Below are 12,254 nucleotides of genomic sequence, written 5' to 3'. Positions count from 1 at the left end.
TTTCCCTTTCCGGCGAGTCCGACTCTATCAGATCCTTTCGGGCCTGATTCCCAGTCAGCGGGGTTCGCCATCCGGGCCGTTGGGCCCTTCCGACGCTCAAACTCTAGCGGATTTTCCCGGCGGCTCATAATCGAGCCTTCGAATTGAATTTCGGCATGCCGAAATTCTCCCCGGTGGGAGATCGTGCTGAGTTTTGGTGCCGCGTTCGCGGCGGGATCGGCTGCCGTCGGATCCGTACCGGCTCCGGGACAACTCGAAGAACCTTACGGACCGGAGGGGGTCGTGTCAACCGCCCTCCGCGGGGCCTCCCGCCGCCGGCCCACGGCCCGTCAGTCCAGGTCGGTGAGCCTGCCCCCGGCATCCGGCTGCTCGTGCTCCACCCGGCGCAGGAGCCGGATCAGGATCTCTCCCAGTGCCCCTCGCTCCTCGCCGGAAAGGTCCTGAAGCAGGTCCTCCTCGAAGGCGGTGGCCATCCTCATCGCCTCGAGCCACTTCGTACGCCCCTCGTCGGTCAGTTCGACGATGACGCGCACCCTGTTGTTCTCGTCCCGGTCGCGGGTCACCAGCCCCTCGCCGGCCATGCGGTCGATGCGATGGGTCATGGCCGCCGGGGTCAGGCCGAGGCGCTTGGCCAGCTCACCCGGGCCCAGCCGGTACGGGCTGCCGGACAGGACGAGGGTCTTGAGGACCTCCCATTCGGCGTTGCTGATGCCGAGGGCCGCGACCTGCCTGCCGTAGGCCACGTTCATCCGGCGGTTCAACCGCCCCAGTGCGGAGACGACCTGCTCGACCTGAGGGTCGAGATCCCGGAACTCGCGCTGGTAGGCCGCGATCTGCTCGTCGAGGCTCGGCTCCTGGAGCTCGGGCTGCTCGGTGGTGTCAGACATGGCGGGCAGTATCGCATGCCTTCACATCCTTCGAAGTCCTTCAAGCTGAAGACTTCAGCATCTAACTTTAGTGTTAAAGTCTATGCGTCTGTGTTCTCAGACGTCTCTTCAATGTCCTGAGGTAGGTGAGTGTGACCAGGGAGATGGGTGCCGCGCTGCGGAGGATCCAGCTGGGCAGCGCGCTGAGCGCGTTCGGCCTCGGGTTCACCGTCCCGTATCTGTACGTCTACGTGGCGCAGGTGCGGGATCTCGGTGCCGGTACGGCGGGGGTCGTGCTGGCGGTCTTCGCGATGGCGGCGCTGGCCGTACTGCCGTTCACCGGCCGCGCCCTCGACCGGCGCGGCCCTCTGCCGGTGCTGATCGCCGCCTCCGCCGTCGCGGCGGTGGGCGCCTGCGCCCTCGGCCTCGCAAACGGTGTGCCCTCGGCCGTCCTGTCCGCCGCGGTGCTCGGCGCCGGAACAGCCGTGATGCAGCCGGCGCTCGCGACGATGCTCGTGTGGTGCTCCGGCGCCGGCACGCGTACCCGCGCCTTCGCGATGCAGTTCTTCCTGCAGAACCTCGGGCTCGGCATCGGCGGCCTGGTCGGCGGGCAGCTGGTGGACGTCGACCGCCCGTCGAGCTTCACCGTGCTCTTCCTCATCGAGGCCGCCATGTTCCTCGTCCTCGGGGTGATCACCTCGACCGTACGGATGCCGAAGGGGCCGTCCCTGGGCGCCGGGGTTCCCTCCGGGGGCGTGCAGCCCAAGGCTGGGCTGCGTGCGCTGCTCTCCCACGGGGCCATGGTCCAGCTCTGCGTACTGGGCTTCGTCATCTTCTTCGCCTGCTACGGACAGTTCGAGTCCGGGCTCGCCGCCTACGGCACCGAGGCCGCCGGGATCGATCCGTCCACCCTGGGCGTGGCGCTGGCCGCCAACACCGCGGTCATCGTCGTCGCCCAGTTCGTCGTGCTCCGGCTGGTGGAGCGGCGCCGGCGCAGCCGGGTCATCGCCCTGACGGGTCTCATCTGGGCCTTCGCCTGGATCGTGGCGGGCTACGCGGGGCTCGGGCACGGCAGCCAGACCATGGCAACGGCCGCGATGATCTCGACGTACGCCCTGTTCGGGCTCGGCGAGTCGATGCTGTCCCCCACCGTCGCCCCGCTCGTCGCCGATCTGGCACCGGAGAGCATGGTCGGTCAGTACAACTCGGCTTTCGCGCTGGTGAAACAGCTGGCCCTGGCCGTCGGCCCCGCCGTCGGAGGCCCGATGGGCGCCGCCCTGCACGGTCCGTACATCGTGACCTTCGTGCTGTTCTCGCTGGGCATCAGCGTGCTCGCCCTCAGGCTCGGTCGCGCGCTCGCTCCCGTACAGGACCAGCCGTCGCTCGCGGCCGTGCCGTCCCGGGTGGTCGCCGTCTCGCTGCCGGAGAACGACTCGCCCGCTCCTGCCGGCGGCTCGCTGCCCGTACGGCCCGCGGGGCGCTGAGGCCGGTCAGGCGGGCAGCTGGAACTCGCACCAGACCGTCTTACCGCCCCCGGGGGTGCGTCGGCTGCCCCATGATGTGGCGACCGACGCGACGATGGAGATGCCGCGTCCCGCCTCGTCGGCGGGCTCGGCGCGGCGGCGGCGGGGCAGATGGTCGTCCCCGTCCGTCACTTCGATGATCAGCCGGCGGTCCGTCCGGCGCAGGCCCAGCCGCATCGGCGGGGTGCCGTGCTGGAGCGAGTTCGCCACGAGTTCGCTCGCTGCGAGGACGCCCAGGTCGCACAGCTCCATCGGGAACCGCCAGGAGGCCAGGACTCCGCTCGCGAAGGCGCGGGCCCGGGGCGCGGCCTCGATCCCGCCGAGCAGTTCGAGCGAGGCGTTGTGGAAGAGCTCGGCGCTCGCACCCGTGCGGGCGGGGTGCTGGACCACGAGCACGGCCACGTCGTCGTCGTGCTCGGCGGTGACGCCCAGCGAGCGCATCAACCGGTCGCAGACCACCTGGGGTGCGCCGACGGCCCCGGCGAGTGCCCGCTCCAGGGAGCCGACCCCCTCGTCGATGTCCTCGCTGCGGCGCTCGACCAGACCGTCCGTGTAGAGCACGGCCGTCGAGCCCGGCGGCAGGGCGATCGTGCCGGAGGTGTGCAGCCAGCCTCCCGTGCCGAGCGGCGGTCCGGTCGGGTCCTCCGCCCGGTGGACCACGCCGTGCTCGTCCCGGACGAGGATGGGGAGGTGGCCCGCGGAGGCGTAGACGAGGTGGCCCTCGTTGGGGTCGTGCACCGCGTAGACGCAGGTGGCGATCTGGCTGGCGTCGATCTCGGCCGCGAGTACGTCCAGGAGCTGGAGCACCTCGTGCGGCGGGAGGTCGAGGCGGGCGTAGGCGCGGACCGCGGTGCGCAGCTGGCCCATGACCGCGGCGGCGCGTACGCCGCGGCCCATCACGTCGCCGATGACGAGCGCGGTGCGGCCGGCTCCCAGGGTGATGACGTCGTACCAGTCCCCGCCGACGGCCGCGTCCGTGCCGCCGGGCTGGTAGGTGGCGGCGATACGCAGGTCGTCCGGCTGCTCGAGTTCCTGAGGGAGGAGTGAGCGCTGCAGGGTCACCGCGGTCTCACGGTGCCGGCGCTCGCTGGCCCGGAGGCGCTCCGCGGCCTCGGCATGGTCGGTGACGTCGCTGGCGTAGACGAGGACGCCCGCCTCGCCGCCGGTACCGCCGGTGGTCACGGGGGTGCAGGTCACCGTGTAGGAGCCGCCCGCCTGGACCTTGCGTGACTTGACCGTGCGTGGAGTGCCGCTGCGCAGCACCTGGTCCATCAGGGGCAGCAGGCTGAGCTCGGCGAGCTCGGGCAGTGCCTCGGCGGCCGGGCTTCCGCAGGAGCGCGGGCCGAAGGCGGATGTGTAGGCGTCGTTGACATAGGTGACACGGTGCTCGGGCCCGTGCAGCAGCGCGACGGGGGCCGGGAGCTGTCCCAGGAGCTCACGGGCGGACAGGGTGTCCAGGGCGGCGCTTGCCGTGACCGGGGGCGGAGATGTGCCGTCCGGATGTACGCCGGTGCCCCCGGGCCGTGTCGACTCGGCGCGGGCGGCGGGCACGGAACCCTGGTCGTCCCGCGCGGCGGCTCGACGCTGTGTTCCTGGAAGGCGGGCGCTCCAGCGCGTGAAGTTCACGGAATTTCTGGCCTCGTGTGTCGGTCTGGTCCGCTCGGGCGAGCTTCTTCTGCTGGTCCTGCGGCCGGTCCTCATGCCGGGTCAGGGCGTCGGGCCGGCTGCCGGGGACGCGCGGCGCGGCCGCTTCGGGCTGGTCGTCGGTCCGGCTGCCGGTCACTTCGGGTGACTGCCGTCGGGTGACTCTGTGCAGGTGTGGGCCCACCTATGGTCACACGTCCAGTGTGACCGACCGTACTGACAGTTGCCGTAAGGCGGTCGGTACGGCCGCTGAACGGGATCCGTTCCCGGAGTGCCGCCGGTGGGACGTCCGCGGAGCGGGCGCACCGCGGTCAGCCGGACGTGCCGGGCGGCCCTCCGTCCTCCGGCGGAGTCGCCTCCGGGGGTGTCGGCTGGGCGTGTCCCCGGGCGGCCAGGGCGAATTCGGCGCGCGGGTGTTCCAGCGAGCCGAGTGAGACGATCTCGCGTTTGAAGAGCCCTGCCAGGGTCCATTCGGCGAGGACGCGCGCCTTCCTGTTGAAGGTGGGAACACGGCTGAGGTGGTAGACCCGGTGCATCAGCCAGGCCGGATACCCCTTCAGCTTGCGTCCGTAGACGTGCGCCACCCCCTTGTGCAGGCCGAGTGAGGCGACGGACCCGGCGTAGGAGTGCCGGTACTCCTGGGGCGGGCGTCCGGAGAGGGTGGCCAGGATGTTGTCGGCGAGCACCCTGGCCTGGCGGACCGCGTGCTGCGCGTTCGGCGCGGTCTCCGCACCCTGCTCGGCGGAGGTGAGGTCCGGTACGGCGGCCGCGTCACCCGCGGCCCACGCGTGTTCGGTCCCCTCGACGGAGAGGGCCGCCGTGCAGCGGATCCGGCCGCGCCCGGTCAGGGGGAGGTCCGTCGCGGCGAGTACCGGTGCGGGCTTCACCCCGGCGGTCCACACGAGGGTGCGGGTCGGGAAGCGCGAGCCGTCGCTGAGTACCGCGACGCGGCCCTCGCAGCTGTCGAGCCGGGTCTCCAGCCGTACGTCGATGTTCCGCCCGCGCAGTTCCCTGACCGCGTACGTGCCCATGGCCTCGCCGACCTCGGGGAGGATGCGTCCGGTCGCCTCGACGAGGATCCACCGCAGGTCAGCGGGCTTGATGTTGTGGTAGTACCGCGAGGTGTAGCGCGCCATGTCCTCGAGTTCCGCGAGGGCTTCGACGCCCGCGTACCCTCCCCCGACGAAGACGAAGGTGAGGGCCGCGTCGCGGACGTCGGGGTCCCTCGTGGCCGAGGCGATGTCCATCTGCTCGATCACGTGGTTGCGCAGGCCGATGGCCTCTTCCACGGTCTTGAAGCCGATACCGAAGTCGGCGAGTCCGGGAACGGGCAGGGTCCGCGAGACGGACCCCGGGGCGAGGACCAGTTCGTCGTACCCGATCTCGACGGCTCCGGTGCCGTCCTCGCCGGTGGCGAGCGTCGTGACGGTGGCGGTGCGCTTGGCGTGGTCGATCCGTTCGGCCTCGCCGATGAGGATGGTGCAGTCCTTCAGGACGCGGCGCAGCGGGACGACGACGTGACGCGGTGAGATCGAACCGGCGGCGGCTTCCGGCAGGAAGGGCTGATAGGTCATGTAGGGGTCGGGTGTGACCACCACGATCTCGGCCTCGCCGCTCCTCAGTCTCGGCCTCAGCTTCCGCTGGAGACGGAGCGCGGTGTACATCCCCACGTAGCCGCCGCCGACGACGAGAACACGCACACGTGGCCGGGTGTCGGGGGACGTCCCCCGGGAATCTGGTGCCATCACCATCCCATGACGCAACGGAGTCCTGGGTTTGTCCACAGGCCCGGCAAATTGTGTGACCGGAGCTCGTCGATCGCCGGCCGGGCCCCGGTCGTGGCGGGTTCCGGGAGCCGTGCAGGTCAGGTACGGCGGGAGCCCGGACCCGCGGGGGGCGAATCGGGGTCCAACCGGTCCTTGCTCCGATCGGGGGGCGCTCCGTGCGGAACTACCCCCTTCTGAATTGACCCGGGCTCAACTATGTTCGTACCCCGTCGGGGTGTCGGATTCGGACGAGGACCACACTCCGGCTGACAGGTGGGGAGGTCTCCGGGGGGAGACGTCATAACCGGGGGAAGAGTTATGCATATTCAGGATCTGCATGGGCCGAGCACTGTCACCGCGTCCGCCGAGGACCACGGGCGGCTGAGCGCCGTGGGGGCGATCGGTACGGTCACCGCCGCGTCCGGGACCACGGGCGCGCCCCGCTCCGCGCCGCTCCGCGTGGACGCGCAGCGCAATCTCGAGCATGTCCTGCGCGCCGCGCGCGAGGTGTTCGGTGAGCTCGGGTACGGGGCTCCGATGGAGGACGTGGCCCGCAGGGCACGGGTGGGCGTAGGTACGGTCTACCGCCGTTTCCCGAGCAAGGACGTGCTGGTACGCCGGATAGCCGAGGAGGAGACCGCCCGGCTGACCGATCAGGCTCGCACCGCGCTCGGCCAGGAGGACGAACCGTGGTCGGCGCTCTCCCGCTTCCTGCGGACCTCCGTGGCCTCGGGTGCCGGACGGCTGCTGCCTCCGCAGGTGCTGCGGGTGGGAGCCGAACAGGAGGAGACGGCGGCCGGTGAGGCCGTCACGTCCGAGGACGGCACACGGGTGCCTCATCAGCGCCGGGTCGAGTCGTCGCCCGCACAGCACGGCGAGCAGGCGGGCGCGGAGGAGGACGCGGACAGCGGGCCGGGTGCGTCGGAGTTGCTCGAGGTCGTGGGCATGCTGGTGGACCGGGCGCGCGAGTCGGGTGCGCTGCGGGGTGATGTGACGGTGGCCGACGTCCTGCTGGTCATAGCCACGGCCGCACCGGCGCTCCCTGACCCGGCGCAGCAGGCCGCCGCGTCCGCCCGGCTTCTGGACATCTTGCTGGAGGGGCTGCGTTCCCGTCCCGCGTAGGCGTGGGGGTCGGCGGGGGGCCGCTCCCGTCGGCCGGACACCCGTCGCGGCAGGAGCCGTTCGTTCTGCCCCGTTGCGGGCACTGCACACCTCGCGGATACGCGAAACCGCCCGGACGAGTGGTTGATACCGCTCGGGCCTCGCCGTGGCGCGGTGCTGTGGCAGTGTGACCCCCGTTGTTCGGTCCGAGGGTGCTGACGGGGGCTTCCACGATGAGCGGTGACGCGCGGCAGGGAGAGCCGGCCGACGGTGATCCCGCGACGGCGGACGGCCGCCGGAGTGCGGAGACCGAGGTCCACGACTCCCCCGCAGCTGCGGAGCGGGACGCCGTGCCGAGCCAGGCGACGCCCCGGGACCGGGTGCCGCACGGCAGCCCGGTCACCGAGCCGGATCCTGCCTCCGAGGGCGGCACGGTGTTGCCCGGGCCTTGGCCGGCCCGCGAGGAAGGCATCGGACGGACCCCCGGGAGCACGGGGTACGCCGTCCCCTCGCAGCGCGAAGGGCGGTCGGGATCAGCTGGTGCCGGCCCCTCCGACGCCCAGTTGATCCAGGGCATGCGGGCGGGCGACGACGAGGCGTACGAGGAGCTGTTCCGGCGCCATTCGGGGGCGGTTCGGCGATACGCCCGTACGTGCTGCCGGGACGCGCACACGGCCGACGACCTGACGGCCGAGGTCTTCGCGCGGACGCTGCAGGCGGTGCGTGGCGGCAAGGGGCCCGAGGAAGCCGTGCGGGCGTACCTCATGACGGCGGTGAGGCATGTGGCGGCTACCTGGACCAGGAGCGCCAGGCGCGAGCATTTGGTCGACGACTTCGCGGTGTTCGCGGCGCAGGCCACCCGCTCCTCGGAACTGTCGGAGACCGACACCGTCGAGCTCGGCGCGGATGTGCTGGCCATGCACGAGGCGGACCGGTCGATGGCGATGCAGGCGTTCCGCAGTCTGCCTGAACGCTGGCAGGCAGTGCTGTGGCACACCACGGTGGAGGAGGAGTCGCCGAGCGAGGTCGCCCCGCTCTTCGGGCTGAGCGCCAATGCCACCGCGGTCCTGGCCGTCCGGGCCCGCGAGGGGCTGAAGCAGGCCTTCCTGCAGGCACATGTGAGCCGTTCCCTGACGGTCGGTGGGGACTGCGCGCGGTACGCGGACCGGCTCGGCGCCCATGCCCGGGGCGGGCTGCGGACACGCGCCGAACGCGGGCTGCGCAAGCATCTGGACGAGTGTGCGCGGTGCCGCCTCGCCGCGGGCGAGCTGGACCGCGTCAACGCCGGTATCCCGGCGCTCCTCCCGGTCGCCGTCATCGGCTGGTTCGCCGCCGGCTATTCACTCAAGGCGGCCGGCGTCGTGGCCGGTGGCGCGGCGGGGGCCGCCGGTGCCGGAGCCGCGGCGGCCGCCGGAAGCGCGTCGTCCGGTGGCGGGTCGGCAGGTGGGGCGGCGGCATCGGAGGGCCTGGGCGCCCCGTTGAAGGCCGGGATCGCCGCGGCGGTCGCCGCTGTGGTCGCCGCCGGCCTCGTCTGGGCCCTTGCCGGTGAGGACGGGCCGGCTCCCGAGCAGAAGCCGGTGGTCGCGCCACCGGTCGCGGTGCCCTCGGTTCCCACACCGGCGCCACCGCCGCCGGAGCCTTCCGAACCTACGCAGCCGCCGCGTCCCGAGCCCGCACCGACGCTTCCGGCGGAGCCGCCGCCCGCCGCCCCGGAGGAACCTTCCACCGGCCCCGCCCCCACCCCGGCCCCGGAGTCCTCCCCTCCGGAGCCCCCCGCTCCGGAACCCCCGCCGGTACCGAAACCCCCGGAGCCGACGCCTCCACCCGCACCGGAGCGGCCCGCTCCGGAGGTCTACCAGGTCAACCGGCTGGCGTACTCCGTCACCGGCGACCACACGGGCCCGGAGATCCTGCTCGGCCGGAGCCTGGGAGTGTTCTGGCAGCGCCAGAGCCTGTCGATCGCGTCCACGACGTACGCGCACGGGGTGACGGCACCCTCCCGGTCCTCGGTAACCGTACAGCTGAACCGGCCGTGTACGCGCTACGAGGCGATGGCCGGGGTCGACGACCTGTCGCTGGGGCTCGGCGCCCTGCGGTTCTCCGTGTACGACGGCGGCGGGGCACGGCTGTGGCGGTCACCGGTCGTACGGGGCGGCGACCCGGCGGTGCCGGTGAGCGTGGGCATCGAGGGGAGCCGGATCATCCGGCTGGTGGTGGAACCGGTGGGGGCGTTCGGCGGGGTCGCTCCGGCCGACTGGGCGGAGTCCCGGATCAGTTGCCGCTGAACGCTCCCGCGCGACCGTCGCACCGCATGGGAGCGAGCACCCGGAACGACCGTCGCACCGCACGGCAGCAAGCGCCCGAACGGCCCTCACGCACATGGGAGTAAGCGCCGGGGAGACCGTCACGCCGCACGGGAGTATGCACCCGAAACGCCCGTCACGCCGCACGGCAGCAAGGATCCGAACGACCGTCGCGCCGCGCCGGAATGAAGCCCCGTACGACGTCCGGGGCCTGTGCCCCTTGCCTACGTCACGCCCCCGCGAGTGCGGGGGTGCGCCCGTATCGCCGTCAGCCGTCACACCCCGCGCGAGCGGCGGGCCGGCAGGTACGGCCGTCCCGCCCCGCGTGGGCGGCTGCCCGTACCGCCGTCCCGCCCCAGCGGAAGCGGCGTGCCCGTACGGCCGTCAGGCCTGGAGGGTGCGGCGGGAGGGGACGACGCCCCCGGCGACCGCCCGTTGGCGGGGGGCCGCCGTACCGGTCCAGCAGGTGCCTCTGCGGGTGACCAGCCTGCGGAGCCAGAGTTCGGTGGAGGCGAGCTCGGCCAGGCCGTCGAGCGGAAGGGGTTCGCCCTCGGACGCGGCGCGCAGCGCCTTGCGTACGACACGTGCCTCGATCAGGCCGGCGTCGGCGAGCAGCGGGGCGTCGAACAGGGCGATGAGGTCGGGGAGCGCGGCGCGCAGACCGATCCGGCCGGCCGCGGTGGCGGTGGCCTGCGAGGGCGTGCCCCAGCCCGGTGGCAGGTCGTGGATGCCGGCGCCCGCGAGGACCCTGCGCAGTATCGCGGCGCGGGCGCCGGGCTGGACCCGGAGCGACTCCGGGAGGGCGCGGGCGGCGCGTACGACCTGGTTGTCGAGGAAGGGCGCGTGCAGCCGCTGGCTGCGGATCTCCGCGGCCTGTTCGAGGATCCGCTGGTCGGCCGCGTGCCGGGCCAGTGCCGCGCGTGCCCGCGCCTCGCCGGGCCGCTGGACGGACGTGGGCCGGATCGCCGCCGCCTGCAGGCGCACCGACACCTCGGCGAGCGCCTCCCCGGTGAGCCAGCGCGCGGCCGGGCCGGGGCGCGACCAGGCGAGGGAGGCCAGTGACGCGTCGGCGGGGGTGTCCAGGTCGGGGGCGTCGCGATTGGCGTCGGGCAGCAGGGAGGCGGCCGTCTCCAGCCCGGTGCGGTAGGACGTCCGCGCCAGTCGCCGGGCGGCGCGGTAGACGGTGAGCGGGACGAAGAGCGAGTTCGTGGAGGATCCCTCGGCTCTCGCGAGCGCGGCGACGGGCCGCAGGAGGTGGCGTCTGCGCCGGTCGAGGAGGAGGTCGGCGAGACGGGCCGGGTGCGCGTCCAGCACCTGGCGGGCTCCGGTGCCGACGAAGTGGTCGGCGCTGCCCGCCGACAGCCGGCGGCGGTGCCGTTCGGCGACGACGAGGGAGGGAGCGGGCTCGTCGGTGAGCGGTCCGCTCTCCAGGGACGCGTAGGGCAGGGCCTCCTCGCCCGCGGCGACGACCACATGGTGCAGACGGGGGTTGGCGGCGATGACCCGCGCCCGCTCCAGCTCGTCCTCGCGGCCCTTGGCGGAAAGGTCGTTGAAGGTGACGGCGAGGAGGCGTTCGCCGGCGCCGGTGCCGTGTCCGAGCACCGTGCCCGGCAGGCCTGGAAGGCCGGCGGCCAGCAGGGCGAGGGTCGCGGAGGCGCTGCCGCCGGAGAGGTCCGAGCCGATCCCGGGTACGGGCGCCCCCCGGGCGGCGCGGCGTTCGGCGGGTCCCATGCCGGGGACGGGCCCGGGGTCGGGGGGCAGGGTCTCCGGGGCATGCCGCGGAGCGGTGAGCCGGGCGCGTACGGCGTCGACCAGGGCGTCCCGGACTCCGTCGACCGCGCTCACCGGGTCGGTCTCGGGCGCCGCGACGGCGAGCGAGGACACCGTCTCGTACCCGGTGATCTCGCGTGAGCCCTCGCGGAGGATCAGCGCATGCCCGGGCGGGACCCGCTTGACCCCTGTGTAGGGGGTGCCGTCGCCCAGCGCCTCCGGCGTCTCGGGGCATGCCAGCAGGGCACCGAGATGACCGATGTCCAGCTGCGCCTCGACGAGGTCGGCGAGTGGGAGGGCGGCGGTGGCGTACGCGGTGCCCTTGGCCCACGGTGTGGGGGTGTGGAAGACGGGCCGGGCGCCGGCGAGGTCCGAGGCGATGGTGATGCGGCGGCCGATCTGTACGACTGCCGTGTAGCTGCCGGGCCACGCGGTGAGATGGCGCAGTGCCCCGCCGCGCGCCGCGAGCAGCCCGACCCTGAGCTGTTCGTCGGTGGCTCCGCAGCAGCCGAGCACGGCGAGGCGGTTGGCGGGTGCGCCCTCGGGGGTGGCGACCGTGATGACGCGGATCTCGTCGGGACGCCAGTCGCCCACCGCCCACAGCGGGTCGGGGTCGCCCCACAGGCATTGGGAGCCGACCGGCTGGACGGTGCGCCCCTCGCCGTGGCTTCCCACGGTGCCCACGGTGCCGAAGCTCGCGGAGGCAGTGTTCCACCCCACCAACCAACGCATCGCCGCCTCCACAGGCTGTGGACGAACCGGCGCACCTGGACACGGGGAACGCCGTTGCGGGACATGCTGCCACGACAACGGCGCCCTGGAGGGGGTACGGGCGGCGCACAGCAGATGCGCATGCGCCCCTGGCAAGGGCCTGGCCACGGCATCGACGGTACCCGCGCAACGGAATCGGATCTTCCGGGAGTTGCCGTGACCGGCACCGCGAGAGGCCCCGCCTCGGGCGTCTCGGGAACAGACGGGAACCAGCCACGGCCGAAGCACCCCGACTCACCCCGCCCGACCGTCGCGATTCGGCCAAATCTCCGGTCGGGACCGGACCGCGCGTTTCGCCCCGGGGCGAAGTCCCGGGACGCCTCCGGCGGCTCGGGCGACGCCCCCGGCGGGGCCTCCGGAGCCCCGCGGAACCGTGACGGCGTGCGGGTCGGCGCGTCCCCCCGGCGCACCGGTCCGCACGCCCGCTTCTCACGGACCCCGGCCCTCGTGGCGCACAGTCCGGGAGGTGTCATCACCTCCCGGACCGGTTCGCCGCCCGCGGGGATTGGG

8 protein-coding genes are annotated in these 12,254 nt (G+C 73.1%); 4 read left to right on the top strand and 4 right to left on the bottom strand.

The window, feature by feature from the left end; translation table 11 throughout:
• Positions 1-329 precede the first annotated feature (329 nt).
• Complete coding sequence (locus ACFXOA_RS28520) at positions 330-887, bottom strand: MarR family winged helix-turn-helix transcriptional regulator (protein WP_385034407.1); 558 nt, start codon at positions 885-887, stop codon at positions 330-332.
• Positions 888-1,030: 143 nt separating this feature from the next.
• Between ACFXOA_RS28520 and ACFXOA_RS28515 the strand changes: the two genes are divergently transcribed.
• Positions 1,031-2,350, top strand: coding sequence for an MFS transporter (locus tag ACFXOA_RS28515; protein WP_385034411.1), 1,320 nt, complete (start codon positions 1,031-1,033; stop codon positions 2,348-2,350).
• 6 nt (positions 2,351-2,356) lie between these two features.
• On the opposite strand, the gene ACFXOA_RS28510 is transcribed toward ACFXOA_RS28515, so the two are convergent.
• Positions 2,357-4,015, bottom strand: coding sequence for a SpoIIE family protein phosphatase (locus ACFXOA_RS28510; RefSeq protein ID WP_385034405.1), 1,659 nt, complete (start codon positions 4,013-4,015; stop codon positions 2,357-2,359).
• Here ACFXOA_RS28510 and ACFXOA_RS28505 point away from each other — a divergent pair.
• On the top strand, positions 4,005-4,181 hold the full coding sequence (locus ACFXOA_RS28505) for a hypothetical protein (RefSeq protein ID WP_385034404.1): 177 nt from the start codon (positions 4,005-4,007) through the stop codon (positions 4,179-4,181). The genes ACFXOA_RS28510 and ACFXOA_RS28505 overlap by 11 nt on opposite strands.
• Positions 4,182-4,344: 163 nt before the next feature.
• Here ACFXOA_RS28505 and ACFXOA_RS28500 read toward each other — a convergent pair whose 3' ends face one another.
• Positions 4,345-5,778 carry an NAD(P)/FAD-dependent oxidoreductase gene (locus ACFXOA_RS28500; RefSeq protein WP_385034402.1) on the bottom strand — a complete coding sequence of 478 codons (1,434 nt, stop codon included), beginning with the start codon at positions 5,776-5,778 and terminating at the stop codon, positions 4,345-4,347.
• Between the two features lie 339 nt (positions 5,779-6,117).
• Between ACFXOA_RS28500 and ACFXOA_RS28495 the strand changes: the two genes are divergently transcribed.
• Positions 6,118-6,921, top strand: coding sequence for a TetR/AcrR family transcriptional regulator (locus tag ACFXOA_RS28495; RefSeq protein ID WP_385034400.1), 804 nt, complete (start codon positions 6,118-6,120; stop codon positions 6,919-6,921).
• A gap of 212 nt (positions 6,922-7,133) precedes the next feature.
• Positions 7,134-9,185 carry a sigma-70 family RNA polymerase sigma factor gene (locus tag ACFXOA_RS28490; protein ID WP_385034398.1) on the top strand — a complete coding sequence of 684 codons (2,052 nt, stop codon included), beginning with the start codon at positions 7,134-7,136 and terminating at the stop codon, positions 9,183-9,185.
• 402 nt (positions 9,186-9,587) lie between these two features.
• Here ACFXOA_RS28490 and ACFXOA_RS28485 read toward each other — a convergent pair whose 3' ends face one another.
• Positions 9,588-11,705 (bottom strand): asparagine synthase-related protein, encoded by a 2,118-nt coding sequence (locus ACFXOA_RS28485; protein WP_385034396.1) that lies wholly within the window; start codon positions 11,703-11,705, stop codon positions 9,588-9,590.
• Positions 11,706-12,254 lie beyond the last annotated feature (549 nt).

The organism is Streptomyces sp. NPDC059166, assembly GCF_042755185.1.
In the GTDB taxonomy this organism is placed as follows: Bacteria; Actinomycetota; Actinomycetes; order Streptomycetales; family Streptomycetaceae; genus Streptomyces.
Note: the sequence above shows the minus strand (reverse complement) of the source record. Positions and strands in the feature narration are given on the sequence as shown.

Coding starts and splice junctions, on each gene's coding strand:
- ACFXOA_RS28500 (WP_385034402.1), bottom strand. CDS start 5,778: ATGGCACCAGATTCCCGGGGGACGTCCCCCGACACCCGGCCACGTGTG.
- ACFXOA_RS28485 (WP_385034396.1), bottom strand. CDS start 11,705: ATGCGTTGGTTGGTGGGGTGGAACACTGCCTCCGCGAGCTTCGGCACC.
- ACFXOA_RS28490 (WP_385034398.1), top strand. CDS start 7,134: ATGAGCGGTGACGCGCGGCAGGGAGAGCCGGCCGACGGTGATCCCGCG.
- ACFXOA_RS28520 (WP_385034407.1), bottom strand. CDS start 887: ATGTCTGACACCACCGAGCAGCCCGAGCTCCAGGAGCCGAGCCTCGAC.
- ACFXOA_RS28515 (WP_385034411.1), top strand. CDS start 1,031: ATGGGTGCCGCGCTGCGGAGGATCCAGCTGGGCAGCGCGCTGAGCGCG.
- ACFXOA_RS28495 (WP_385034400.1), top strand. CDS start 6,118: ATGCATATTCAGGATCTGCATGGGCCGAGCACTGTCACCGCGTCCGCC.